This is a genomic window from Pseudomonas sp. 32A, from assembly GCF_052682255.1.
In genome coordinates this window covers 6,987,873-7,012,910 of sequence record NZ_JBQYLY010000001.1, presented here as the reverse complement: position 1 = coordinate 7,012,910, position 25,038 = coordinate 6,987,873, and the positions used below count along the sequence as shown (strand labels likewise).

Here is a 25,038-nt window from a genome sequence, read left to right as displayed (position 1 = left end):
CGCTTGAAGAATGACAAAAGCCGATTATCCCGTGATGAGTGATCGGCTTTCCACCCTCGAAAAATAGCACGCTTGAGGGTTTTGTCTTCAAATGAGTGCTTGAGGGCTAAAACGTTTCATCTTTCTGCCAGCTCCGGGCGATCACGAAATTGCTCCAGTGCCTCGGGGTTGGCCAGGGCGTCGGTGTTCTTCACCGCCTCGCCATGCACCACGTTGCGCACCGCCAGTTCGACGATCTTGCCGCTGATGGTGCGCGGGATATCCGTCACCGCGAGGATCTTCGCCGGCACATGGCGCGGCGTGGTGTTGGCGCGGATCACCTGGCGGATCTGCTGCTCCAGGACGTCATCCAGTTCGACGCCGTCGCTGAGCCGTACAAACAGCACCACCCGCACGTCATCCTGCCAGCGTTGGCCGATGGCCAGGCTTTCCAGCACCTGCGGCACCTTTTCCACTTGGCGATAAATCTCTGCGGTGCCGATGCGCACGCCGCCGGGGTTGAGCACGGCGTCCGAGCGGCCATGGATCAGCAGGCTGCCATTGGGCCGTTGTTCGGCGTAGTCGCCCTGGGCCCACACGCCGGGAAACTGGCCGAAATACGAGGCCCGCAGTTTTTCCTGGTGCGGGTCATTCCACAAGCCGATAGGCATCGCCGGGAAGTGCCGGGTGCACACCAGTTCGCCTTTTTCGCCTATCAGCGGGCGACCCTGGTCGTCCCAGACTTCGATGGCCATTGCCAGGCTCTTGCACTGCATCTCGCCACGGCGCACCGGCAGCACCGGGTTGCCGATCACAAAGCAGGAGACGATGTCGGTGCCGCCGGACATCGACGACAGGCACAGCACCGGCTTGATCTCGCGGTACACGTAGTCGTAGCTCTGGGGCGACAGCGGCGAGCCGGTGGAGATCAAGCCCTTGAGGCTGCCCAGGTCGTGGCTCAGCCGCGGTTGCAGCCCGGCCTTTTCCAGGGTGGCGAGGAACTTCGGGCTGGTGCCGAACACACTGATTTTTTCCTGGTCGATCAAGTCCATCAAGCGTTCCGGCCCCGGGTGAAACGGTGAGCCGTCATACAGCACCGCCGTGGCGCCGATGGCCAGTACCGATACCAGCCAGTTCCACATCATCCAGCCGCAGGTGGTGTAGTAGAACAGGCAGTCATCCCGCGACAGGTCGGCGTGCAGGCCGTGTTCCTTGAGGTGCGTGAGCAATACGCCGCCGGTGCCGTGGATGATGCACTTGGGCACGCCGGTGGTGCCGCTGGAATAGAGGATGTACAGCGGATGATCGAAGGGCACGGCGACAAAATCGGGCTCACCGCCGGGGCTGTAGAAGTCGTTCCAGAGCGCGACGTTGGCCCGGGTCTGATACTCCTCGGGACGCGCCTGCGGGCGGGCATACGGCACGATGATCAGCTGTTGCAGGGACGGCAGCCGCTCGAGGATTTCATTGAGCTTGCTGCTTTGGTCGATGACCTTGCCGGCATACCGGTAACCGGCGCAGGTGATCAGCACCTTGGGTTCGATCTGGCCGAAGCGGTCGATCACGCCCTGGGTACCGAAGTCGGGCGAGGAGCACGACCAGATCGCGCCGAGGCTGGTGGTGGCGAGCATGCCCACCAGGGTTTGCCAGGTATTGGGCATGCACGCGGCGACCCGGTCCCCCACGCCCACACCGGCCGCCCGCAGGCTACGTTGCAGTCCAGCGACGTGGCGGGCCAGTTCGGTATAGGTCAGTTGTTCGCGCTGGCCGTCTTCGCTGATGGCGACCACCGCAGGATGATCGTCGCGGCGGCGCAGCAGGTGTTCGGCAAAGTTCAGGGTGGCTCCGGGAAACCACTGGGCGCTGGGCATCTCGGCGTCTTCGATCAGCACCGCGCTGGGTGGTGAGCGGAACTGCACCTCGAAGAACTCGACGATGGACTGCCAGAAATCCGGGCGCTGGTCGATGCTCCACTGGTGCAGGGCCGGGTAGTCGCTGATCTGCAAGGCATGGCGATCATTGATGAAGCGCCGGAACTGGTCCATGCGGGTGTTGTGGATGCGTTCGGGGGAGGGTTGCCAGAGTATTTCGGACATAGGTGAGTCTCTCTCGTTCCCACGCTCTGCGTGGGAATGCCTCATTGGACGCTCTGCGTCCGCTCTTGGGACGCGGAGCGTCCCGGGCTGCATTCCCACGCGGAGCGTGGGAACGATCATCTGATGAATACTTACTGGGCCAGCCAGCCGCCGTCGATATTCCACGCCGCGCCCCGCACCTGGCTGCCGGCTTCGCTGCACAGGAACAGCACCAGTTCCCCTAATTGCGGCGGCGTCACGAACTCCAGGGACGGCTGCTTCTCCGCCAGCAAATCCTGCTGCGCCTGCTGTGGGTCAACCCCGCTGGCGATGCGATCATCAATCTGTTTCTGCACCAGCGGCGTCAACACCCAGCCCGGGCAGATGGCGTTGCAGGTGACATTACTCTGGGCGGTTTCCAGCCCCACCACTTTGGTCAACCCGATCACGCCATGCTTGGCGGCGACGTAAGCCGCCTTGCCCACCGAACCCACCAGCCCATGCACCGAGGCGATATTGACGATCCGCCCCCAGCCCTTGGTCTTCATGCCCGGCAGGCTCAACCGCGTGCTGTGGAACACCGACGACAGGTTGATCGCAATGATCGAATCCCAGCGCTCCACCGGAAACTCGTCCACCGGCGCCACATGCTGAATCCCGGCGTTGTTCACCAGGATGTCGATGCCGCCAAACTCGCGCTCGGCGTAGGCAATCATCTCGGCGATCTGCGCCGGGTCGCTGACGTCCGCCGGGTGATGCCCGACCTTGCCGCCGAAGGCCTGCACCTGGGCGATCACCGCGCTGGCGTCGCCGAAACCGTTGAGGATCAGGTTGGCGCCGGCCTTGGCCAGGCTCAGGGCGATGCCCAGGCCGATGCCGCTGGTGGAGCCGGTGACCAGGGCGGTCTTGCCGTTCAATGTCGTCATATCAACCTCACACAATGCCGGTGGCGTAGAAAGTACCAATCACCACGAACACCGCGAGGGTCTTGATGATCGTGATGCCGAAAATATCTTTATAGGCTTCGCGGTGGGTCAGCCCGGTGACAGCCAGCAGCGTGATCACGGCGCCGTTGTGGGGCAGGGTGTCCATGCCGCCACTGGCCATGGCGGCCACCCGGTGCAGTACTTCAAGAGGGATATTGGCCGCATGGGCCGCTGAAATAAAGCTCTCCGACATGGCCGCCAGCGCAATGCTCATGCCGCCCGAGGCGGAACCGGTGATACCGGCCAGCAGGGTCACGGTAATCGCTTCGTTGACCAATGGGTTGGGAATGCCCTTGAGCCAGTCCGCCAGCACCAGAAAGCCCGGCAGCGAGGCGATCACCGCACCAAAACCGTATTCCGAAGCGGTGTTCATCGCCGCCAGCAATGCACCGCTGACCGCGCTCTTGCTGCCCTCGGCGAGCTTGCTGCGAATCGCCGAGAAGCCGAATACCAGCACCACGATAATCCCCACCAGCAACGCCGCCTGCACTGCCCAGATCGCCGTGAGCTTGGCGACTTCGGTCTGCACCGGCACGCTCATGCCCGGCAGGCTGAGGGTGTGAGTCTTGCCGTACCACAGCGGAATCCAGTGGGTGAACAGCAGGTTCATGATGCCCACCAGCAGCAGCGGCGATAGCGCGATCCACGGGTTGGGCAGCTTGATGTCTTCGGCGGTCTCCGGCTCGTTGCGCAGGTTGGTGCCATAGCCTTCACCGGCACGCTGAGCCTTGTTGCGCTGGCGGGCCAGGTACAGCATGCCGACGCAGAACACGAAGATCGTGCCGATCAGCCCCAGCCACGGCGCAGCCCAGGCGGTGGTGTTGAAGAAGGTGCTGGGGATGATGTTCTGGATCTGCGGCGTGCCGGGCAGGGCGTCCATGGTGAACGAGAACGCACCGAGGGCGATGGTCGCCGGCAGCAGGCGCTTGGGGATATTGCTCTGGCGGAACATCTCGGCGGCAAACGGGTACACCGCGAACACCACCACAAACAGCGACACTCCGCCGTAGGTCAGCAGGGCGCACACCAGCACGATCACCAGCATCGCCTGGCGGGTGCCGAGCAAGCGGATCGCGGCAGCGACGATGGAGCGCGAGAAGCCGGAGATTTCAATCAGCTTGCCGAACACCGCGCCGAGCAGGAACACCGGGAAATACAACTTGAGGAAGCCGACCATTTTCTCCATGAACACCCCGGTGAAGGCGGGAGCGACGGCGGAAGGGTCGGTGAGCAGCACAGCGCCGAGGGCGGCGATGGGGGCAAACAGGATGACGCTGTAGCCACGGTAGGCGGCCAGCATCAGCAGCGCCAGGGCTGCGAGGGCAATGATCACACTCATGGTGTGTCTCCATCTGATTGTTATTTTTGTGGGGTGAGGCGGTGGGGAAGGGCTATAGCGAGATGTGTGCCAAGTGGTTAACTTGTTGAAATATATGGAAAAGTTATCGATCCGTGAGTGCGCTCTCAAATTCTGTCCCGAATTTGAGACTGGTGGAGATCAACTGTGGGAGCGGGCTTGCTCGCGAATGCGGTATGTCAGTTCCGAATTTACTGGCTGGCACACCGCATTCGCGAGCAAGCCCGCTCCCACATTGGCTTTTCTCTGTATTTGGAATTGTGTCTCTGTTTTGAGATTATGCGATGCCCAGCGCAACCATCTTCTTGTACAAGGTCGACCGGCCAAGCCCCAGCCGCTTCGCCGCCTCCACCACATTCCCTTCACACGCCTTCAACGCCGCCCCAATCACCTGCCGATCAAAGCGCTCCCTGGCCGCACTGAAACTCTCGCCCTCAACGGTCTCTACCGAGCGGTGCTCCACCGGACTGAACGTACCAATTGCCGCGCGAATTTCACGGGCATCCAGCACCAGGTCATCACTCAACAGCGCCGCCCGCTCCAGCACATTGCGCAGCTCGCGGATATTCCCTGGCCACGCATGCTGCGCCAATAGCGCCAGCGCTTCCCGGTCCAGTTCATGCTGGCTGCGCAACTCCTCCAGAATCGCCTCACTCAACGCCGGCAAATCATCCAGCCTTGCGCGCAACGGCGGTACCTGGATCGGCAGCACATTCAGGCGGTAATACAGATCCGCGCGGAACTCCCCGCGCTTGATCGCCGCTTCCAGGTCCATCGACGTGGCGGCAATCACCCGCACATCACTGTGAATCATCTCGTTGGAGCCCACCGGCTCGAACTCTTTCTCCTGCAACACCCGCAGCAATTTGCTTTGCAGCGGCAGCGGCATGTCGCCGATCTCATCGAGAAACAGCGTGCCGCCCTGGGCAATCTGCAGCTTGCCGGGGCGGCCCTTGCGGTCTGCGCCGGTAAACGCGCCCGGTGCCGTGCCAAAGAATTCGGCTTCCAGCAAATCATGAGGAATCGCCGCGCTGTTGATGCTCACAAAGGCTTTGTGCGCCCTAGGCGATGCACCGTGAATCGCCTGGGCCAGCAGCTCCTTGCCGGTCCCGGTTTCCCCCAGCAACAACACCGGCGAGTCCGCGCTGGCACTGCGCCGCGCCCGGCGTTTGACTTCCAGGCTGGCCGCGCTGGTGCCGATAAAGTGCGCGAAGTTGTACTTGCTCTGCCGCGACCTCAGCAGCGACCGCGTGGAAGCCAGTTCCTGCTGCATGCTCAGGTAGCGCTCGATCAGCGGCGACAGGTTGCGCAGCTCATCAAACAACGCAAACCCGATGGCGCCGATCACCTTGCCCGCGTCGTCATGGATCGGCAGGCGCATCACCACCAGCGGGCCTTTGGGCGTGTCCTGGATATCCAGCAGTATCGGCTGGTCGTTGCGTACCACCTGGCGCAGCAGGCTGTTGGAAATCACCTGCTCGCACGGTTGGCCGATGGCTTCGTCGGCACTTTTCAGGCCGAAGCGCTTGGCGTAACGCTCGTTCATCCAGACGATGTTGGCGTCACCGTCGACAATCACCGTGCCTTCGCTGGACTGCTCGATGATCTCGAACAACGACTGGATCGCCAGGCCGCGAACGTATTGGTAATCCTTGAGGCTGCCGCTGGTGTTCATGGATGCGCCGCCGCGAGGAGTTCCTGGGTGTAGGGGTGTTGAGGCGCTGCAAACACTTCGTCGCTCGGCCCGCGCTCCACCACCTTGCCGTCCTTGATCACGATCATGTCGTGGGCCAGGGCCCGCACCACTGCCAGGTCGTGACTGATAAACAGGTAAGTCAGGCCGTACTTTTCCTGCAGCTCAAGCAGCAGGGCGACCACTTGTTTCTGCACGGTACGGTCCAGCGCCGAGGTGGGTTCGTCCAGCAGGATCAGCGCCGGCTTGAGCACCAGGGCACGGGCGATGGCGATGCGTTGGCGCTGGCCGCCGGAGAATTCATGGGGGTAGCGATGGCGGCTGGCCGGGTCCAGACCGACGTCTTCCAGCACGCGGATCACTTGGGCTTCGCGGTCCTTGAGGCTGCACGGGGCGTGTACTTCGAGGCCTTCGCTGATGATCTGCGCCACCGACATCCGCGGGCTGAGGCTGCCGAACGGATCCTGGAACACCACCTGCATCTGCTTGCGCCACGGCTGCATCTGCTTTTGCGTCAGGCCGTCGAGGGCCTCGCCCTGGAAGCGAATCGCGCCGCTGGAATCCAGCAGTCGCAGAATCGCCTGGCCCAGGGTGGATTTGCCCGAGCCGGACTCGCCGACAATCCCCAGTGTCTTGCCGCGCTGCACCGTCAGGCTGATGCCGTCCACCGCTTGCAGGTACTGCTTGCGCCGGAACAGTCCGCCGCCCAGCGGGAACTGTACGCTCAGGTTATCCACCTGCAACACCGTCTCCCGCGCCTCGTGATTCAAGACGATGCCTGCCGGTTCAGCATCCAGCAGCAGGCGGCTGTAAGGGTGCTTCGGCGCGCAGAACAGGGTTTCGCAATCCGCCTGCTCGACAATCTCGCCGGCCTTCATCACGCACACCCGCTGGGCAATGCTGCGCACCAGGTTGAGGTCGTGGCTGATCAGCAGCAGCGACATGCCCAGTCGTTGTTGCAGGGACTTGAGCAGCAGCAGGATCTTGCGCTGCACGGTCACATCCAGCGCGGTGGTGGGTTCGTCGGCGATCAACAGTTCCGGCTCGCAGGCCAGGGCCATGGCGATCATCACCCGCTGGCGCTGGCCGCCGGAGAGTTGATGGGGATAGGCCTTTAGGCGTTCCTGGGGTTTCTGGATGCCCACCAGTTCCAGCAATTCAAGGATCCGCGCCTGGGCTTGCTTGCCGCCCAGGCCCTTGTGCAACAGCAGGGTTTCGCCGATCTGTTTCTCGATGCTGTGCAGCGGATTCAGGGAAGTCATCGGCTCCTGGAAGATCATCGCAATCCGGTTGCCCCGCAGTTTTTGCAGGGTGGCGGGCGAGGCGCCGAGCAGTTCCTGGCCGCGGTAACGCACCGAACCGGTGGTTTCGGTGCCGGCTTCGGGCAGCAGTTGCAGGATCGAATGGGCGGTCACCGATTTGCCCGAACCGGACTCGCCCACCAGCGCCAGGCACTCGCCGGGGCGCACGTCCAGGCACAGCTTGCGCACCACGGTCTGGCCGTTGAAGGCGACGCTCAGATCGCGAATCTCGATCAGGTTTTCAGTCATCTCAGGGCCCTTCATGAGCGTGGGTCGAAGGCGTCACGCAACGCCTCGCCGATAAACACCAGCAACGACAGAATCAGCGCCAGGGTGAAAAATGCAGTCAGCCCCAGCCATGGCGCTTGCAGGTTCTGCTTGCCCTGGGCGATCAGTTCACCCAGGGAAGCGCTGCCGGCGGGCATGCCGAAGCCGAGGAAATCCAGGGCGCTCAAGGTAGAAATCGCCCCGGTCAAAATGAACGGCAAGTAACTCAGGGTGGCGGTCATTGCGTTCGGCAGGATATGCCGGCGGATGATCTTGCCGTCACCCAAACCCAGCGCCCGCGCGGCCTTGACGTACTCCAGGTTGCGCCCCCGCAGGAACTCGGCGCGCACCACGTCCACCAGGGCCAGCCACGAAAACAGCGCCATGATCCCCAGCAACCACCAGAAATTCGGCTCGACAAACCCCGACAGAATGATCAGCAAGTACAGCACCGGCAGGCCGGACCACACTTCCAATATTCGTTGCCCGAGCAAGTCCACCCAACCACCGTAGTAACCCTGCAAGGCACCGGCGGCGATGCCGATGGCAGCGCTGATTGCGGTGAGGGCCAGGGCAAACAGGATCGATACCCGTGCGCCGAAGATCACCCGCGCCAGTACGTCGCGGGATTGATCGTCGGTGCCCAGCCAGTTCACGCTCGATGGCGGGCTGGGGGCAGGGCGGGTCAGTTCGTAGTTGGGGGTGTCGTCGCTGAACGGGATCGGCGGGAACAGCATCCAGCCGCCGTCCTTCTTGATCAGGTTCTGTACGTATTCACTGCGGTAATCCGCCTGGAAGGGCAGTTGCCCGCCGAACTCCTGCTCGGTGTAGCGCTTGAACACCGGGAAATACAGTTCGTCCTGGTAGCTGAGCACCAAGGGTTTGTCATTGGCGATCAACTCGCCGCCGAGGGTCAGGATAAACAGGCCGATAAACAGCCACAGCGACCACCAGCCGCGACGGTTTTTCTTGAAGCGTTCAAAGCGCCGGCGGGCCACGGGAGAGAGCTTGAGCATCAGGCGTTCCTCGCGGCGAAGTCGATACGCGGGTCCACCAGGGTGTAGCAGAGGTCACCGATGAGTTTTATCAAAAGGCCAAACAGCGTGAAAATAAACAACGAACCGAACACCACCGGATAGTCCCGTGAAACCGCCGCTTCGTAGCTCATGCGGCCCAGGCCATCGAGGGAGAAAATCACCTCGATCAGCAGCGAACCGGCAAAGAACACCGCGATAAACGCCTGGGGAATCCCCGAAATCACCAACAGCATGGCATTGCGAAACACATGCCCGTACAGCACCCGGCGTTCACTCAAACCTTTGGCTCGGGCGGTGACCACGTACTGGCGGGTGATTTCATTGAGGAACGAGTTTTTGGTGAGGATGGTCAAGGTGGCGAAGCCGCCGATCACCAGGGCGCTGACCGGCAGTACCAGGTGCCAGAAGTAATCGGCGATCTTGCCGACGGTGCTCAACTGGTCGAAGTCTTCCGAGACCAGCCCGCGTACGGGGAACCAGTTCAACGAGGTGCCGCCGGCGAAGACCACGATCAGGAACATCGCAAACAGAAACGCCGGCATCGCATACCCAATCACGATCGCGGTGCTGCTCCACACATCAAAACTGCTGCCATGGCGCACCGCCTTGCGAATCCCCAGCGGGATCGACACCAGGTAGGTGATCAAGGTGGCCCACAGGCCGAGGGAAATGGTCACCGGCATCTTTTCCAGGATCAGGTCGGTCACGCTTTTGCCACGGAAGAAACTGTTGCCGAAATCCAGCTGGGCGTAGCTCTTGAGCATCAGCCACAGGCGTTCCGGCGCGGGCTTGTCGAAGCCGTATTGTTTTTCGATGTCCTTGATCAGTTTCGGGTCCAGGCCACGGCTGGCCCGTGAGTTGCTGCTGAGGCTTTCGGCAGACGAGCCGCCGACGCCACCGCCACCGATGCCTTGCAGGTGGGCGATGGCCTGTTCCACCGGCCCGCCGGGAGCGGCCTGCACGATAACGAAGTTCACCAGCAGGATAATCACCAGGGTCGGAATGATCAGCAGCAAGCGCCGCACGATATAGGCAAACATCAGCGGGCTCCCGGGCGTTTGGTCAGTTCGGCTTTCATCTGTTCATTGGTCAGCGGCGTGGGGCTGATTTCCCACCAGGTTTCCAGGGCCTCATCGGTCTTGGCTTCCACGGCCGGGCGGCCGAAGCGGTTCCACCACGCGGCGGAGGTGCCCGGCGGGTAGTAGTTGGGAATCCACAGGTAATTCCATTGCAGTACGCGGTCCAGGGCGTGGGCGTAACTCAGCATCTGCGACTGGGTATTGGCCTTGACCAGGCCATTGATCAGGCTGTCCACGGCGGGGTCTTTCAGGACCATGTAGTTGTTGGCGCCGGTATCAAACGCGGCGGCGGAACCGAAGTAGTTGTACAGCTCCATCCCCGGCGAGGTGGTGACCGGAAAGCCGGTGACGATCATGTCGTAGTCCCGGGCCATCAGGCGGTTGACGTATTGCGAGGAGTCGATACGGCGGATATTGAGGGTGATGCCGATCTGCGCGAGGTTGCGTTTGTACGGCAACAGCAAGCGCTCAAGGCCGTTCTGGGCATTGAGGAAGGTGAATTCCAGCGGCTCACCCTCGGCATTTACCAGCTTGTCGCCGTCGGGTTTCCAGCCGGCCTGTTCCAGCAGGGCCAGGGCTTGCAGTTGCTTGTCGCGGATCATCCCGCTGCCGTCGGTGGTCGGCGCCTTGAAGACTTGGGTGAAGACTTCGTCGGGAATCTGCCCGCGCAAAGGTTCCAGAATCGCCAGCTCCTGGGCGTCCGGCAGTTGGGTCGCCGCCAGCGGGCTGTTGGAGAAGAAGCTTTGTTGGCGGATGTACATGTTGCGCATCATCTGCCGGTTGGCCCATTCGAAGTCCCACAACATGGCCAGGGCCTGGCGCACGCGGCGGTCCTTGAACATCGGCTTTTGCACGTTGAACACGTAGCCCTGGGCCGGTTGCGGCGCTTCTTTGGCCAGGTGGGCGCGTTGCAGGCGACCATCGTCCAGGGCCGGGCCGTTGTAGCCGATGGAGTAGCCGGTGGCAGAGAATTCGCGGTTGAAGTCATAGGCGCCGCCCCGCAGGACCTGGCGCGCCACTTCGGTGTCGCCGAAATATTCCAGGCTCAGGTGATCGAAGTTGTACAGGCCGCGGCTGATGGGCAGGTCCTTGCCCCACCAGTTCGGGTCACGCTTGAAGGTGATGGTGTTGCCGGCATCCACCTTGCTGATGGTGTAGGGGCCGCTGCCGAGGGGAATCTCGTAGCCGCCGCCGTCGGCGAAGTTGCGGGTTTTCCACCAATGTTCGGGGAATACCGGCAGGGTGGCGACATCCAGGGGCAGGGTGCGGTTTTCGTTGCTGGAGAAATCGAAGCGCACCTGGCGCGGGCCTTCGACTTCGACGTGTTTGACGTCGGCGAACAGTGTGCGGTAGCGCAGGCTGCCCTGGGTCATCAGCAGGTCGAAGGTGTAGCGCACGTCTTCGGCGGTGATCGGCTGGCCATCGGCGAAACGCGCCTTGGGGTTCAGGTAAAAACGCAGGGACAGACCGTCGTCTGACCGCTCCATCTTTTCCGCCACCAGGCCGTAGACCGTGTAGGGCTCATCCAGGGAGCGCTGGGCCAGCGGCGAATACAGCCAACCGTCGACCTGGCTGACGCCGATGCCTTTGTCGCCATAAGGCAGCACATGGTCGTAGCGCCCGATTTCGATCGCCGAACGCCGCAAGCTGCCGCCCTTGGGGGCATTGGGGTTGGCGTAATCGAAATGGGTGAACCCGGGCTGGTATTTGGCCGGTTCGCCGTACACGGTCAGTGCCGATTGCGGCGCGGCGATCACGGCGGTGCTGGCCAGCAATAGGGCCAGGGTGGAGCAAAACAGGGTAGAAAAAGCGACTCGCATTATCAGCCTTGGGCGCCGGGTGAAGAGGTAAATGGATTTGTACGCTATGCGCGTGCGCCTCGCCAGTCTTCACACTGTCACAGATGCACAACGGCCCACCAAAAGGCGGGCCGCTGTTTTAAACATAGGTGCGGACTGGATCAGTCCTGACGGCTGGTCACTTCCAGCAGGTGATAACCGAACTGGGTTTTCACTGGGCCTTGCACGGTGTTGACCGGGGCGCTGAAGACGACGGTGTCGAATTCTTTAACCATCTGGCCCGGGCCGAACGAACCCAGGTCGCCGCCTTGACGGCTGGACGGGCAGGACGAGTTGGCTTTGGCAACTTCGGCGAAATCAGCGCCGCCTTCGATCTGTGCTTTCAGTTCGTTGCACTTGTCTTCGGTGGCAACCAGGATGTGACGGGCGGTGGCTTTGGCCATGAGGGATAACTCCTTGGGTAAAAACGGTGAGCGTACCGGATTCAGGTGGTTATTTCCTGGCAAAGTTCCCCAAGAATGAACCGACGCCTCACGAGCGCCGCCCCCCGTAGCAGCTGTCGAGCGCCAGCGAGGCTGCGTCAGCCGCGCCACCGCTGTTGCGCCAGGCACGAGATCGGGTCGCTCCCGACGCAGCCTCGCTGGGGCTCGACAGCTGCTACGGGGGATGGTGGGTCAGGTGTGGCGGGCCATTACGCCGCTGTGGGTCAGCCAATCGATAAACAGTGCAAACAGCTCCGCCTGGGAGTTGATCTCAAGCTTGGTATATAAATGCTTACGGTGCATGCGCACGGTTTCCGGGGAAATGCCCAGCACCTGGGCGGTGGATTTTACCGAGTGCCCCCGCAGGATCAGGTGGGCGATCTCCCGCTCGCGCACGGTCAACACACCGCTGCCAAAATGCATGAACGCCGCTTCTATCTGCTGATGCACCTGAGTCTGGGTGAAGGCCTCATCACTGATCACCTTGCACAGCCCGCCGGTGGTGCCGAAGCGTCGCAGCAGTTCACGCACGATGGGTTGGGCGGTTCGTTGCAGTGCCAGTTGTTCGTCGCTGAACTGGCCGGCACTCAGCCCCTGGAACATGCACAGGGAAATCTTGCTGTTGGGGCACAGGTCGACGATGTAATAGCTCTCCTGGGCGCCGCCGCTGCGCAGGTAGTAGGTCTTGTAGTACTCGCTGTTGAAGAAATCGTCCGGGGCGATTTGCGCCAGGTGGTAGAAGCCTTCGGCCAGGCCCTTGTCTACCGCGAGGCAGAACGGGTCCAGCAGGTAGCCCCGGGAAAAGTAGCGGTTGATGATTTCTTCATAGTGCGGCCGGGGGATGCCTTGCTGGTAGAGCAAGTGCGGCGCCTGGCCCTGGCGCTCCAGGCTGATCATCATCGATTCGATAGGGGTCAGCGCACTGAGGGCACAGGCCAGGTGTTCAAGGAAGGTCGCTTCTTCGACGCTGGCGAAGGCGTGGGCCAGCGCGCTGTTCCAGGCTTCAAGCACCTGGAAGGACGGGGCAGGGCGGTGATCGGCATGCTGGTTCATGCCGGCCAGTCTACCCGCCGGCCAGGGCCCCGGCAAAAGCACCGAGGCGCCCAGGCTCATCGGCCCTGATACTCGCCGCTTTGGCGCAGCTCTTCGGCGGTGTCGAGGATGCACTGGCGCAGGATCTCCACCACTTGATCCACCTGGGCATGGGTGATGATCAGCGGCGGCGACATCACGTTCAGGTGGCCGATGGGCCGCACCAGCAAACCTTTGGCCTGGGCCCGCAGGTGGATCTTCTCGCCGATGTTCACCGCGTCCGGCAGCAGGGCCTTGGTGTGTTTGTCGGCGACAAATTCGATGCAGGCCATCAAGCGCTGGCAGCGTACGTCGCCCACCAGCGGCAGGCTGGCCAGGGTTTGCAGGCGCTGTTCGAGGTACACGCCGACGTCTTCGACATGGGCCAGCAGGTTTTCCCGCTCGATGATCTCGATGTTCTTCAGTGCCGCCACGCAACTCACCGGGTGGCCGCTGTAGGTGAAGCCATGGGTAAAGCAGCGGCCCTTGCCCGGCTCGCCGATCACTTGCCAGATGCGGTCCGAGAAAATACAGGCGCCCAACGGCAGGTAGCCGGACGTCAGGCCCTTGGCGGTGGTGATGATATCCGGTTGCATGTCGAACACTTCCTGGGAGGCGAAGAATTTTCCCAGCCGGCCGAAGGACGTCACCACTTCATCCGCCACGTACAGCAGGTCGTAGCGTTGGCAGATTTCCCACATGCGCCGGTGATAACCCTTCGGCGGAATGATCACGCCGCCCGAGCCCATGATCGGTTCGGCAAAGAACGCGGCCACCTTGTCGGCGCCGATGGTCAGGATCTTGTCTTCGAACTCATCCACCAGGAAATCGAGGAACTGCGCCTCGCTCATGCCTTCTGGCGCCCGGTAGTAGTTGGGGCAGGAGATGTGGTGGAACAGGTCGCTCATGAAGTCGAATTCCGGCGCCCGGTCGGCGGCCTTGTTGCCGATGGACATCGTCAGGAACGTCGAGCCGTGGTACGCACTGAAGCGCGAGATGATGTGTTTCTTCTCATGCTTGCCGCGGCTGTTCTGATAGAACTGCACCAGACGATAGGCGGTATCGACGGCCGTGGAACCGCCGGTGGTCAGGAACACATGGTCGAGGTCGCCGGGGGCCAGGCTGGCGAGCTTGGCGCACAGTTCGATGGCGGTGACGTTGGCCATGTCGCAGAACGGGTTGGAATAGGCCAACTGTCGCACCTGGTTGGCGATGGCGTCGGCCATTTCCTCGCGGCCCAGGCCGATATTCGTGCACCACATGCCGCCGACGGCATCCAGGTAACGGTTGCCGGCGGTGTCGTAGATGTAGGCGCCGTCACCGGCCGCGATATTCAGTGAGCCTTGTTCACGGTGCTCATCGAACATATGGAAGCCGTGCATGTAATGCGCCTTGTCGGCTGCGTCCAGTTGCTCGTGGTCGAACTGGGCGAAAAAAGCAGGATTTGGCAGGGTCATGGCATTTACCTTCAATGGCTGGGTTTCACTTGCCGGTCTTCACGGCGTTCCAGGTACGGGTGATCAGGCGCACGGCGGCTTGGGACTGGCTTTTCTGGGTGAACAAGCGCTGCATCGTCGCCGCGTCCGGGTAGATGGCCGGGTTGTCGCGTATGTCCGCATTTACAAAGGGCTTGGACGCCAGGTTGCTGTTGGCGTAGTGAATGGTGTTGCTGACGCCGGCGATAACCTCGGGTTGCAGGAGGAACTCGATGAACTTGTGGGCATTCGCCACGTGCGGGGCGTCGGCCGGGATATAGAAGTTATCGAACCAGATCAGCGAGCCTTCCTTGGGGATGAAGTAACCCAGGTTGACCTTGGCCCCGGCTTCCGCCGCCCGGGCCTGGGACGTGGCGTAGTCGCCGGACCAGGTCGTGGCCATGCACAGCTCGCCGTTGGCCAGGCCGTTGATAAAGCCGCTGGAGTCGAATTTGCGGATGTACGGCCGTACCGCCATCAGCACGTCCTGGGCGGCCTTGAGGTCTTTGGGCGCCACACTGTTGGGGTCCAGGCCGAGGTAGGTCAGGGCCAGCGGGATCATGTCGGTAGGGGAGTCCATGAAGGTGATGCCACAGTCGGCGAAGCGCGAAACGATCTTGGGATCGAAGATCATCGCCAGGGAGCCGATAGGCGCATCCGGCATGCGTTCCTTGATCTTGTCGATGTTGTAGGTCACGCCGTTGCTGCCCCAGGTGTAGGGCGCCGAATAGGTCACGCCCGGATCATGGGTTTCCAGGCTTTTCAGCACCTGAGGGTCAAGGTTGTTCCAGTCGGGCAACAGCGTTTTGTTGAGGGGCTGGAAGGCCCTGGCCTTGATCAGCAGCGGCACCAGGGACGCGTTGAGCACCACCAGGTCATAACCCGAGCGCCCGGAGAGCAGCTTGCCCTGCACGGTTTCGTAGGAGTCGTAGGTGTCGTAGATCACCTTGATGCCGGTGGCTTTCTCGAAGTCGGCGAGGGTGTGTTCCCCGATGTAATCGGCCCAGTTGTAGATGCGCAAGGTGTTGCCCGGGTCGTCAGCGGCCTGGCTGACGGGCGTTGATGCAAGCAAGACAGCGCTGAACAGGGCGATAACGGCTTTATGCATGGCGGACCCACCTTGAAATTGTGCGTGTTGTCAGGCCGAGGGGCTGATTGCACTGTCAGGCAGGTGGCGGGTGGGGCGCCATACCCCGTTCGGGTAGGAGGCGGTCAGGGCAGTACGATGTAGTCGTTTCGCGTGACGACCGGGCGGTGAACGCCCTGTTCCAGGTGGATATAGCGTCCGTCTACCAGGTCGATGGGCAGGCAGTCGTCGATATCCAGCACGCCGTCGGTATGGGGTTGGGTCCAGTGGGTGAGCATCTGCCGTTTGCCTTGGGCCGCGGCTTCCCTGGCCGTGCGCGCAACCACCAGCAGGTAGTGGTGGGCTTCGCCAAAGATGTTCGATTCATAACCGCCCAGGTTGATGAAGTACAGGCGCGGCGCACCGGCGTTAGGTGCCAGGTGGCTGAGGTGGACTTTCCAGCCGTCGACGCCGTCCACCGTCATCCAGGAATCGATATGCACACCTTTCTGGCTGCCAAACCAGCCCTCGCGCAGTTGCGGGTAGGCGGCTTCCAGGGTCTCGGCCACGACGAATACCACATCATGCACTTCGATTTTCGCCCGGGGGTGCTTGCCCCCAAGCATGACCACAAACAGCATTGCGCGCCCTTTCTATGGCTGGGATGGAAAGGGCCACCTTCCTTCGATTGAACCCTTTTGTCCAGTCGGTGCCACACTGTTAATTCGCGAATTCATCAGGAGGTTGTCATGCGCACCATTGATCTGGCCGGCGTTCCCGTCCCTGTCATCGGCCAGGGGACCTGGCGCATGGGCGAAAACCCCGGTCAACGCAGCGCCGAAGTGGCGGCGTTGCAACTGGGCATTGATGAGGGCATGACCCTGATCGATACCGCTGAAATGTATGGCGAAGGCGGCGCCGAAGAGGTCGTCGGCGAAGCGATTCGCGGCAAACGCGACCAGGTGTTCCTGGTCAGCAAGGTGTACCCGCACAATGCCAGCCGTAAAGGTGTTCCACAGGCATGTGAGGCCAGCCTCCAGCGCCTGGGCACCGACTACATCGACCTGTATCTGCTGCATTGGCGTGGGCAATACCCCCTCGAAGAAACGGTGGAAGCCTTCGAACGCTTGCGTGAGGCGGGCAAGATCGGTCGTTGGGGCGTGTCCAACTTTGATGTGGCCGACCTGCAGGAACTGGCGTCCCCGGTCTGTGCCACCAATCAGGTGCTCTACAACATTGAAGAGCGCGGTATCGAATTCGACCTGCTGCCGTGGTGGCAGCAACATAATTTGCCATTGATGGCCTACTGTCCCATCGCCCAGGGTGGCGAGCTGTTGGCCAGCCCGACCCTCAAGCAAATTGCCCGTCGACACGAGGTCACACCCGCCCAGGTTTCCCTGGCCTGGGTCTTGCGCCAGGACGGTGTGATCGCCATTCCCAAAGCTGTGACGCCCGAGCATGTGCGGCTCAATGCCGCGGCGGCAAAGCTGGTGCTGGATGAGCACGACCTGGACGCGATTGACCGGGTGTTTGGTGCGCCGAAGCGCAAGCATCCGTTGGCGATGGTCTAGCAGCCGGCAGAAACGGCGCCGTCCATGGCTTTGCCGTTTCTGTTTCGTTGGGTGCTTAGCCGGCTACCGGGCTGCGCCAGTCATCAGAGCCCGAGGTACCGCATACTTTATGGGTCCAGAGGATTTTCCGGTAAGCGAAATACACATCCTCCAGGTGTGTGAAGTGCGAATTGTTCGGGTCCTGGCAGTTGGGCATCCGTGACTGGATGTCCACCAGAATCGCGTCCTCCAGCTCGATGGTGAAGTAGTGCTCCTGGGTGCCGACTGAAGAGGTGCGGTACCACTCAAGGCGGCAATTGACCATTTCCCCGGAGGTCAATGCGTTGAACAGCAGTGGCGAAGACTTATCGAATACCTTGCTGATCATCAGGGGCTTGTGCACGCGCTGGCCGGTGGGCTGGCCGGATTGTGGATCACGGGGAATGATCACCTGATGCTGGAACCCCTGCACCAGAATCTGGTTTTCGTGGCCTTCCTGATAGATGTTGCCGACCGAGTCCTGGGTGAATGTGCCTGCCGTAATCAAGCCTTGCTTGGTGCCGGTGATGGAGAGATACGCGGGTGTTGGCATAACTGGTTTCCTTGCCTGATAAAAGAGGTCGCCCCAGTCGGCTGATTTGCCGGCTGGGTAATGCTCGATATCAAGAAGCGTGCCGGAAAGTTCAAGAGCTAATGAAATCGGGGGGTTAAGGTTTTATTGGTTTGTTTTTTAACAGGTGATGCCGGTGTGGAACTGAAGTTATTTGTATTTGTTTGCGCAGAGGTGTGCAGTTAGTTGCAGCGTGCTGATAGGTAGCTTATCCGCAGGGTCTACATTAAACATAAGCATGCGTGTTGTTCTGATTGCGCAAATTGTTGCGCATCGGCGAAATTTTTATTTTTGTAGGAAATTCCTTAACAGCCGTTTCGTGGCTTGAACAAAGCTTTTTGCATGGATAAGGTTCGTGCTCTTCCCGCCGGGAAGATGAACTTAAATCAGTGTTCTAACGTTTGCTTAAATTGCCGTTAGTTAGCTGAACATGTCCAGGAAGTTAAGTGCAGCCAATAATGGTTTATTCAGACAGGCTTTCCGATTATTACCTGAAACTTGCGCAGGCACCCAACTCGACAGTGAGTTATGCGGGCGCCGATATGCGTTTCTCCACTGAATATGAGGCACTTGAAACCGAACTGGGCAAGGCGCATTCCATACACGGTGACAGCCAGCCTGACTGGCAATGGGTAGTTGAAAAAGGCGAGGCTCTGTTACGCCACCAGTCCAAGGACTTGCGGGTTGCTGTCTGGCTGACCTGGGCATTGCATCAGCGTGAGTCCTTTCCCGGATTGCTCGCAGGCCTCGGATTGCTGCGCTACCTCTGTGAGCATCATTGGGCGGTCGTGTACCCGGGCAAACTGCGTACCCGCAGTGCCGCATTTGGCTGGCTGGCCCCGCGCCTCGAGCAGGCGCTTGGGCAACATCTTCCGTTCAAGGAGCAGCGCTCCCTGTTCCACTGCATGCTCGAACACCTGACCCGGCTGGATGAACTATTGACCCAGTATTTCGGCGACGAGGCGCCATCGTTACTGCCGATTCGCAGGCGGCTCTCGGACGGGTTGCAGCAGGCCACCGTGAGCGACTCCCCGCCAAGCGGTATCGCAGGGGTAAGCGACCAAGTCAGGCCGGTGGCGACTCAACAGCTGGCCCCCGAGCCTGTGGTGGATAACGAAAAGGACGCCCATAAGCTGCTGCGTGCGCTGCAGGAGAATGCCCGGCCTTTGTCTGCCTGGTGGCAGCGCCAGAATGCCACTGATCTGCGCGCGCTGCGTCTGAACCGAACGTTGACCTGGCTGACGATCACCAGCCTCCCGGACTGTGACAACGAACAGGTCACGCCTTTGCGGGGCCCGGCGCCGGACAAGCTCAAGCGCTACCAGGAGCGCTTTGCCCAAGGGCAACACGCCGACCTGTTGTTGGAACTTGAGGCCAGCCTGGCCTGCGCACCTTTCTGGTTTGACGGCTTGTACAGGGTATGGGAGTGCCTGCAGACACTTCAGGCCGATTTGGCCATGACCGAGCTGGAAGTGCATTTCGCCTTGTTGCTCCAGCGTTTGCCTGGGCTCGTGCAGTTGCGCTTTCACGATGGAACGCCATTCGCTGACTCCGTTACCCGGGGCTGGATCAACACTCAGGTTGTCCGCCATTTGCAAATTCCGGTGCCAGCCCGGTCGGCACTTGATGCCCAGGCTGCGCCTTGGGACAAAGCGTTGCACGACGTCGTGCCCGTGCTGCGCAAGGACGGATTCAAGGCGGCCGTTCAATCTCTCAAGCAAAGCATGCAGACCGCCACAGGTGAGCGTGCCCGATTTCATTGGCGGCTGGGCCTCGCCAGGTTGTCTGTGCTGGCGGGCAAGCATGACCTTGCCAAAGTCCAGCTTGACCACCTGGATCACGAACTGCAGCAGTCAGGCTTGCAGCGCTGGGAGCCTGAATTGGCGGTTGAGGTGCTGCAACTCCTGCATGGCTGTTGTGACGTGTTGCCGCAAAGCCATTCTGTGCGTGAGCGCAAGGAAGATGTCCATCGCAGGCTGTGCCACTTCGATCTTGAAGCGGTACTTGAATAGGCTTTCGAGCCACCCGAAAAAAGGAGAAATACCATGGCGAAAGAAGGTTCGGTAGCGCCCAAGGAACGCATCAATATCACGTTCAAACCCGCCGTCGGCACTGCGCAGGAAGAGCTGGAGCTGCCGTTGAAACTGCTGGTACTTGGCGACTTCACCCAGCGTGAAGACCCGCGCCAACTCGAAGACCGCAAGCCCGTCGGGGTCGACAAGAACACCTTTGACGAGGTGTTGGCCAAGCAAGCCTTGAGCCTGACCCTGAGCGTCCCCAATCGGCTCCAGGACTCTGCCGAGCTGGATGAGCTGGCGATCCAGGTCAGGATCAATTCGATGAAGGACTTCAATCCGGCACACCTGGTTGAGCAAATACCCGAGCTGAAAAAACTCATGGAGCTGCGTGATGCACTCGTGGCGCTCAAGGGCCCGCTGGGCAACACGCCAAGCTTTCGAAAGGCGATTGAAAATGCGCTGGCCGATGACGAGTCCCGCACCCGGGTATTGGCTGAATTGGGGCTGGGCAGCTCCGCCGCATGACTCCCTCAGTAAAAGGACACTGACACTATGACTACCAGCCAAAGCCCGTTGCATGCTCGCGCAATGGATGAATGCAGCATTCTCGACAACATCATTGCCCAGACCCGTCTCAGCGCCGACGACGAGGCCTATGGCATCGCAAAGCGCGGGGTCTCGGCATTTATCGAGGAGCTGATCAAACCGCAGAACAGGGGCGAGCCGGTCAAGAAGCGCCTGGTTGACCGGATGATTGCGCAGATTGACGCAAGACTCAGCCAGCAAATGGATGAAATCCTCCACCATCCCGATTTCCAGTCATTGGAGTCATCATGGCGCGGCCTGCAGTTGTTGGTTGATCGAACCGATTTTCGTGAAAACATCAAGATCGAACTGCTGAGCGTCTCTCGCCAGGACCTGCTGGATGACTTCGAGGATTCGCCGGAGGTTACCCAGTCCGGGCTCTACAAGCATATTTACAGTGCTGAATACGGTCAGTTCGGCGGTCAGCCCGTCGGCGCAGTCATCGCCAATTATTTCCTTTCCCCCAGTGCGCCCGACGTCAGGTTGATGCAGTACGTTTCCAATGTGGCCTGCATGGCCCATGCACCCTTTATCGCGGCGGCTGGCCCAGGTTTCTTTGGCCTTGAGAGCTTCACCGGCCTACCTGACCTCAAGGACCTGAAAGACCACTTCGAAGGGCCGCAGTTTGCCAAATGGCAGAGCTTTCGCCAGAGCGAAGATGCCCGATACATCGGTCTCACCGTGCCGCGTTTTCTGCTGCGTACGCCTTACGATCCCATTGATTGTCCGGTCAAGACCTTCGCCTACCTGGAAAATGTAGCCAACAGCCACGAGCACTATCTGTGGGGCAACACGGCGTATGCCTTTGCCACCCGCCTGACGGACAGCTTCGCCCGGTTTCGCTGGTGCCCGAACATTATCGGCCCGCAAAGCGGTGGCGCGGTGGAGGACTTGCCGCTGCATCACTTTCACAGCATGGGCGAGATCGAAACCAAGATTCCCACCGAGGTGCTGGTATCCGACCGGCGGGAATACGAGCTGGCGCAAGAGGGCTTCATCGCCTTGACCATGCGCAAGGGCAGCGACAATGCAGCGTTCTTTTCCGCCAGCTCGGTGCAGAAACCCAAGTCCTTTGGGATCAGCGCCGAGGGCAAGGTCGCGGAGCTGAACTACCGGCTCGGCACTCAGCTGCCCTACATGATGATCGTCAATCGTCTGGCTCACTACCTCAAGGTGCTGCAGCGCGAACAGCTGGGATCGTCGAAGGAGCGCACCGACCTCGAACTGGAACTCAACAAGTGGATTCGCCAATACATTGCCGATCAGGATAACCCCAGCGCCGAAGTGCGTGGACGACGCCCGCTCCGGGCAGCACGCATCGTGGTCAGCGACGTCGACGGGGAGCCCGGCTGGTATCGCGTCAACCTGAGCGTTCGCCCGCACTTCAAGTACATGGGAGCGGACTTCACACTGTCTCTCGTCGGCAAGCTCGATAAAGAATGAGTCGCAGCCACGTGATTACCCAAAACCGCAGCCTTTTCGAACGTCTGGATTCCGGCGTGGGACGCAGCCCGCAGGGCTGCATCGTGGAGTCCGTGGCGAACCATCTGGCGAAAATGCTCAGCACCCGTGTGGGCAGCGTACAGACGCTACCCGACTACGGGTTGCCTGATCTGAATGACATGCGGCTCAGTCTGCATGACGCGTTGAGCCAGGCCCGTTTCCTGATTGAGCGCTCCATCCAGGCCTATGAACCACGTCTGAAGGATGTATGTGTCAGGGCGATACCTCAGGACCGTGACCCGTTGGCCCTGGCGTTTTCCATCGAGGGTGCAATGGAGGTCGATGGCCAGACGCAAACGGTCGCCTTCTGCTCAAGCCTGGCTCCCGGCGTACAGGTTGAGGTCAAACCGGATGTCGTTTAACCGCTATTACCAGGGCGAGCTGAGTGCGTTGCGGCAGTTGGGACGGCGCTTCTGTGAGCGTAACCCGGCACTCGCACCGTTTCTTGGAGACGCCGGCAATGACCCGGATGTGGAACGGTTGCTGGAGGGTTTTGCGTTCCTCACCGGGCGCTTGCGTCAGAAGCTCGATGACCAACTGCCGGAATTGAGTCACTCGTTGATGCATTTGCTGTGGCCCAACTACATGCGACCGCTGCCGGCGTTCAGCATGCTGCAGTTTGACCCGCTCAAGCGATCCGGGCCTGCCATCAGGGTCGAGCGGGATACACCGGTGGAAAGCATTGCGATCAACGGTGAACGTTGCCGTTTTCGTACCTGTTACCCGACACAGGTTTTACCACTGCAACTGGTCGCCTTGGAGTACTCGGCACAGGGCGAGGATGCTTTGCTGTGCCTGCGTCTCGAAATGACCGCCGAGGGCAACTTCAGTGAGTTGGCGCTGGGCTGCCTGCGTCTGCATTTTGCGGGAGAGCAACCCGTCAGCCAGGCGCTCTACCTTGGCCTTTTGCGTCACTTGGACGGGTTCGAGTTACTGCCTTTGGGCGGGAATGGGCAGCCGGTTATCGGCGCTGACGGCTTGGCTGTCTCATTGCGTCTGTCCAGTAGCGAGATCAGTCCAGTGGGCTTTTCCGAGGAAGAGGCACTGATTCCTTATCCGTTGAATACCTTTCGCGGCTATCGCCATTTGCAGGAGTATTTCGCCTTTCCCGAAAAATACCTGTTTGTCGATGTGGGTGGTCTCGACGTGCTCAACGGGTTGCCCTTTGACCTGCTCAAGCAGGTACATGGCCTGGCGCTGCGCTTCAACATGCGTGGTCGCGGCCTTGAGCGACTGACCCCGACCCTGGACAACGTGAAGTTGTATTGCACGCCCATCGTCAATCTGTTCAAGCACGATAGCGTGCCAATACGCCTGGACGGCAGGCAGGACGAATACCTGCTGTTGCCGGGCGAATACACCCGGGGTAACTGCGGCATATTCTCCGTCGACAAAGTCACAGGATGGCGGCCGGGTGGCCTGGGTTACCAGGAATATGTCCCGTTCGAGTCGTTTGAACATGATCTTGGCAGCGGGTCGCCCAGTTATGGCGTTCGCCTGCGACCATCACTGCAACATACCGGAATGGACACCTGGCTGAGTTTCGATCAACGCCAGGGGCATGATCAGGAAACCCTGTCGGTCGAGCTGACCTGCACCAACCACAACCTGCCACGCCTGCTGCAGGTGGGAGATATCAACCAGGCCTGCGAACAGACGCCCGAGTTTCTTTCGTTTCGCAACCTCACAGCGGCAACACCCAGTTTTGCGCCCCCTCTGGACAGCGACTTCCTGTGGCGACTGATCAGCAATATGTCGCTCAACTATTTGTCATTGACCGATATCAACGCCTTGAGAGTGATCCTCGAAACCTACGACCTGCCGCGTTATCACGACCGCCAGGTGGAGAAGGTCAGCCGGAGAAGGCTGGGCGCACTCCAGTCGATCAGTCACCAGCCGGTGGACCGATTGCACCAAGGCCTGCCATTTCGCGGCTTGCGGGTTGATCTCACCATCAATCCAGAAGGCTACCTGGGGGAGGGCGACGTGTTTGTCTTTGCTTCGGTGCTCAATGAGTTTTTCGCGCTTTACGCCAGCCTCAACTCGTACCACGAACTGCGAGTCATCAGCACACAAGGAGACGTGTATCTATGGCCACCCCGGATGGGCCAGCAGCCCCTGCTTTAACCGCGCTGTCCCGCGTGATTCGCGAGTACTCGGTGTTTCAGGCGGTCGCGCAGATCATCGAGCGTTTGCGCGAAGCGCACCCCTCCCTTGACGAGGAGGCGCTGCACGACCAGTTGGAGTACCAGGCCAATCCAGGCTTTGGGTTTCCCGGCAACGACATTGACCGGGTGGAGTTTTTTATCGAGCACGGCCAGTTGCGGGCACGCCTTCGTCTCAATGTGCTGGGGCTGTTTGGTACAGGCTCACCGCTGCCGGCGTTCTATGGCGAGCAAGCTTTTGCCGAAGTGGCAGGCGGTAATTCAACGCGTGATTTCCTGGATCTTTTTCACCATCGCCTGCACCGGTTGCTGGTGCCGATCTGGCGAAAATACCGTTATCAGGCGAGCTTTCAAACGGGCGCCTGCGATCCATTTTCCGAGCAGATGTTCGCGTTGGTAGGCCTGGGTGGCAGCGCGATTCGCAGCAGCGCCCAACTGAACTGGAAGCGTCTGTTGCCCTACCTGGGACTGCTCAGTCTGCGTGCGCACTCCGCCGCACTGATCGAGACCGTGCTGCGTTATTACTTCAAGCACAGTCGGCTGGTCATCGAGCAATGGGTCAAGCGCACGGTGGTGATTGACCAGGAGCAGCGTAATGACCTGGGTCGCAGCTATAGCACGCTGGGTTCTGACCTGGTGCTGGGTGACCGAGTTCTCGACCGCAGCGGGATGTTCAGGGTCCATGTGCTGGCACTTGGCTGGGAGCGGTTTCATGATTTTTTGCCCACCGGAGCGGGTTATGAGCCGTTGTGCGCACTGGTGCGTTTCGCCGTCAGAGACCCCTTGGCATACGACGTGCGATTGGTGTTGGCAGAGGGAGAGGTTCGGCCGTTGCACATTGGTGAGTGCAATGTCTGCCGCTTGGGCTGGACCAGTTGGCTGGGGCATGAGCGAGCCGACGGCGTGGTCACCTTGGCCAGTAAAACTCATTAGGGATTGA

Annotated in this window: 20 protein-coding genes and 1 pseudogene; 7 read left to right on the top strand and 14 right to left on the bottom strand. The window is 60.7% G+C overall.

What is annotated here, in order from left to right:
- Positions 1–116 precede the first annotated feature (116 nt).
- From ACUN0G_RS31980 to ACUN0G_RS31920, 13 genes are all read right to left on the bottom strand, one after another.
- Positions 117–2,075 carry an acetoacetate--CoA ligase gene (locus tag ACUN0G_RS31980; protein ID WP_445575350.1) on the bottom strand — a complete coding sequence of 653 codons (1,959 nt, stop codon included), beginning with the start codon at positions 2,073–2,075 and terminating at the stop codon, positions 117–119.
- Between the two features lie 131 nt (positions 2,076–2,206).
- Positions 2,207–2,980, bottom strand: coding sequence for a 3-hydroxybutyrate dehydrogenase (locus ACUN0G_RS31975; RefSeq protein WP_445575349.1), 774 nt, complete (start codon positions 2,978–2,980; stop codon positions 2,207–2,209).
- A 7-nt stretch (positions 2,981–2,987) separates the two neighbouring features.
- Positions 2,988–4,379, bottom strand: coding sequence for a GntP family permease (locus ACUN0G_RS31970; RefSeq protein ID WP_093208848.1), 1,392 nt, complete (start codon positions 4,377–4,379; stop codon positions 2,988–2,990).
- Between the two features lie 295 nt (positions 4,380–4,674).
- Complete coding sequence (locus tag ACUN0G_RS31965; protein ID WP_177026347.1) at positions 4,675–6,072, bottom strand: sigma-54 interaction domain-containing protein; 1,398 nt, start codon at positions 6,070–6,072, stop codon at positions 4,675–4,677.
- Complete coding sequence (locus ACUN0G_RS31960) at positions 6,069–7,640, bottom strand: ABC transporter ATP-binding protein (RefSeq protein WP_421552553.1); 1,572 nt, start codon at positions 7,638–7,640, stop codon at positions 6,069–6,071. The genes ACUN0G_RS31965 and ACUN0G_RS31960 overlap by 4 nt, the downstream gene beginning before the upstream one ends.
- A gap of 11 nt (positions 7,641–7,651) precedes the next feature.
- Positions 7,652–8,674, bottom strand: a complete 1,023-nt coding sequence (locus ACUN0G_RS31955) for an ABC transporter permease (RefSeq protein ID WP_258345076.1) — start codon at positions 8,672–8,674, stop codon at positions 7,652–7,654.
- A complete protein-coding gene (locus ACUN0G_RS31950) occupies positions 8,674–9,735 on the bottom strand; it encodes a microcin C ABC transporter permease YejB (protein WP_445575348.1) in 1,062 nt (353 codons plus the stop codon). Before ACUN0G_RS31950 ends, ACUN0G_RS31955 begins: the two co-directional genes overlap by 1 nt.
- A complete protein-coding gene (locus ACUN0G_RS31945; RefSeq protein WP_258345081.1) occupies positions 9,735–11,594 on the bottom strand; it encodes an extracellular solute-binding protein in 1,860 nt (619 codons plus the stop codon). Before ACUN0G_RS31945 ends, ACUN0G_RS31950 begins: the two co-directional genes overlap by 1 nt.
- 140 nt (positions 11,595–11,734) lie before the next feature.
- A complete protein-coding gene (locus ACUN0G_RS31940) occupies positions 11,735–12,016 on the bottom strand; it encodes a peptidylprolyl isomerase (protein ID WP_003208024.1) in 282 nt (93 codons plus the stop codon).
- Between the two features lie 231 nt (positions 12,017–12,247).
- Positions 12,248–13,108 (bottom strand): response regulator transcription factor, encoded by an 861-nt coding sequence (locus ACUN0G_RS31935; RefSeq protein ID WP_421524506.1) that lies wholly within the window; start codon positions 13,106–13,108, stop codon positions 12,248–12,250.
- 56 nt (positions 13,109–13,164) lie between these two features.
- Positions 13,165–14,583, bottom strand: coding sequence for an aminotransferase (locus ACUN0G_RS31930; protein ID WP_445575347.1), 1,419 nt, complete (start codon positions 14,581–14,583; stop codon positions 13,165–13,167).
- 25 nt (positions 14,584–14,608) lie between these two features.
- A complete protein-coding gene (locus tag ACUN0G_RS31925; protein ID WP_445575346.1) occupies positions 14,609–15,709 on the bottom strand; it encodes a polyamine ABC transporter substrate-binding protein in 1,101 nt (366 codons plus the stop codon).
- 104 nt (positions 15,710–15,813) lie between these two features.
- Positions 15,814–16,308 (bottom strand): DUF1543 domain-containing protein, encoded by a 495-nt coding sequence (locus ACUN0G_RS31920; protein ID WP_445575345.1) that lies wholly within the window; start codon positions 16,306–16,308, stop codon positions 15,814–15,816.
- A 108-nt stretch (positions 16,309–16,416) separates the two neighbouring features.
- On the opposite strand from ACUN0G_RS31920, the gene ACUN0G_RS31915 reads away from it, so the two are divergent.
- A complete protein-coding gene (locus tag ACUN0G_RS31915; RefSeq protein WP_258345090.1) occupies positions 16,417–17,238 on the top strand; it encodes an aldo/keto reductase in 822 nt (273 codons plus the stop codon).
- Between the two features lie 55 nt (positions 17,239–17,293).
- Here ACUN0G_RS31915 and ACUN0G_RS31910 read toward each other — a convergent pair whose 3' ends face one another.
- On the bottom strand, positions 17,294–17,809 hold the full coding sequence (locus ACUN0G_RS31910) for an Hcp family type VI secretion system effector (protein WP_445575344.1): 516 nt from the start codon (positions 17,807–17,809) through the stop codon (positions 17,294–17,296).
- A 476-nt stretch (positions 17,810–18,285) separates the two neighbouring features.
- Here ACUN0G_RS31910 and tssA point away from each other — a divergent pair, with 476 nt between their 5' ends.
- The 6 genes and pseudogenes from tssA to tssG all read left to right on the top strand — a co-directional run bounded on the left by tssA (position 18,286) and on the right by tssG (position 25,031).
- Positions 18,286–19,839 (top strand): type VI secretion system protein TssA, encoded by a 1,554-nt coding sequence (gene tssA, locus ACUN0G_RS31905; protein WP_445575343.1) that lies wholly within the window; start codon positions 18,286–18,288, stop codon positions 19,837–19,839.
- Positions 19,840–19,872: 33 nt separating this feature from the next.
- Positions 19,873–20,401: pseudogene (gene tssB / locus ACUN0G_RS31900) on the top strand (type VI secretion system contractile sheath small subunit).
- Positions 20,398–21,873 (top strand): type VI secretion system contractile sheath large subunit, encoded by a 1,476-nt coding sequence (gene tssC / locus ACUN0G_RS31895; protein WP_445575342.1) that lies wholly within the window; start codon positions 20,398–20,400, stop codon positions 21,871–21,873. The pseudogene tssB and the gene tssC overlap by 4 nt, the downstream one beginning before the upstream one ends.
- Positions 21,870–22,295 (top strand): type VI secretion system baseplate subunit TssE, encoded by a 426-nt coding sequence (tssE, locus tag ACUN0G_RS31890; protein ID WP_445575341.1) that lies wholly within the window; start codon positions 21,870–21,872, stop codon positions 22,293–22,295. The genes tssC and tssE overlap by 4 nt, the downstream gene beginning before the upstream one ends.
- Positions 22,285–24,060: a type VI secretion system baseplate subunit TssF gene (gene tssF / locus ACUN0G_RS31885; protein WP_445575340.1), complete on the top strand. Its 1,776-nt coding sequence runs from the start codon at positions 22,285–22,287 to the stop codon at positions 24,058–24,060. Before tssE ends, tssF begins: the two co-directional genes overlap by 11 nt.
- On the top strand, positions 24,024–25,031 hold the full coding sequence (tssG, locus tag ACUN0G_RS31880; protein WP_445575339.1) for a type VI secretion system baseplate subunit TssG: 1,008 nt from the start codon (positions 24,024–24,026) through the stop codon (positions 25,029–25,031). The genes tssF and tssG overlap by 37 nt, the downstream gene beginning before the upstream one ends.
- Positions 25,032–25,038: the final 7 nt, after the last annotated feature.

Coding starts and splice junctions, on each gene's coding strand:
- ACUN0G_RS31980 (WP_445575350.1), bottom strand. CDS start 2,075: ATGTCCGAAATACTCTGGCAACCCTCCCCCGAACGCATCCACAACACC.
- tssC (WP_445575342.1), top strand. CDS start 20,398: ATGACTACCAGCCAAAGCCCGTTGCATGCTCGCGCAATGGATGAATGC.
- tssE (WP_445575341.1), top strand. CDS start 21,870: ATGAGTCGCAGCCACGTGATTACCCAAAACCGCAGCCTTTTCGAACGT.
- ACUN0G_RS31950 (WP_445575348.1), bottom strand. CDS start 9,735: ATGTTTGCCTATATCGTGCGGCGCTTGCTGCTGATCATTCCGACCCTG.
- ACUN0G_RS31960 (WP_421552553.1), bottom strand. CDS start 7,640: ATGACTGAAAACCTGATCGAGATTCGCGATCTGAGCGTCGCCTTCAAC.
- ACUN0G_RS31970 (WP_093208848.1), bottom strand. CDS start 4,379: ATGAGTGTGATCATTGCCCTCGCAGCCCTGGCGCTGCTGATGCTGGCC.
- ACUN0G_RS31965 (WP_177026347.1), bottom strand. CDS start 6,072: ATGAACACCAGCGGCAGCCTCAAGGATTACCAATACGTTCGCGGCCTG.
- ACUN0G_RS31930 (WP_445575347.1), bottom strand. CDS start 14,583: ATGACCCTGCCAAATCCTGCTTTTTTCGCCCAGTTCGACCACGAGCAA.
- ACUN0G_RS31925 (WP_445575346.1), bottom strand. CDS start 15,709: ATGCATAAAGCCGTTATCGCCCTGTTCAGCGCTGTCTTGCTTGCATCA.
- tssG (WP_445575339.1), top strand. CDS start 24,024: ATGGCCACCCCGGATGGGCCAGCAGCCCCTGCTTTAACCGCGCTGTCC.
- ACUN0G_RS31945 (WP_258345081.1), bottom strand. CDS start 11,594: ATGCGAGTCGCTTTTTCTACCCTGTTTTGCTCCACCCTGGCCCTATTG.
- ACUN0G_RS31935 (WP_421524506.1), bottom strand. CDS start 13,108: ATGAACCAGCATGCCGATCACCGCCCTGCCCCGTCCTTCCAGGTGCTT.
- ACUN0G_RS31940 (WP_003208024.1), bottom strand. CDS start 12,016: ATGGCCAAAGCCACCGCCCGTCACATCCTGGTTGCCACCGAAGACAAG.
- ACUN0G_RS31920 (WP_445575345.1), bottom strand. CDS start 16,308: ATGCTGTTTGTGGTCATGCTTGGGGGCAAGCACCCCCGGGCGAAAATC.
- ACUN0G_RS31910 (WP_445575344.1), bottom strand. CDS start 17,809: ATGCCAACACCCGCGTATCTCTCCATCACCGGCACCAAGCAAGGCTTG.
- tssA (WP_445575343.1), top strand. CDS start 18,286: ATGGTTTATTCAGACAGGCTTTCCGATTATTACCTGAAACTTGCGCAG.
- ACUN0G_RS31975 (WP_445575349.1), bottom strand. CDS start 2,980: ATGACGACATTGAACGGCAAGACCGCCCTGGTCACCGGCTCCACCAGC.
- tssF (WP_445575340.1), top strand. CDS start 22,285: ATGTCGTTTAACCGCTATTACCAGGGCGAGCTGAGTGCGTTGCGGCAG.
- ACUN0G_RS31915 (WP_258345090.1), top strand. CDS start 16,417: ATGCGCACCATTGATCTGGCCGGCGTTCCCGTCCCTGTCATCGGCCAG.
- ACUN0G_RS31955 (WP_258345076.1), bottom strand. CDS start 8,674: ATGCTCAAGCTCTCTCCCGTGGCCCGCCGGCGCTTTGAACGCTTCAAG.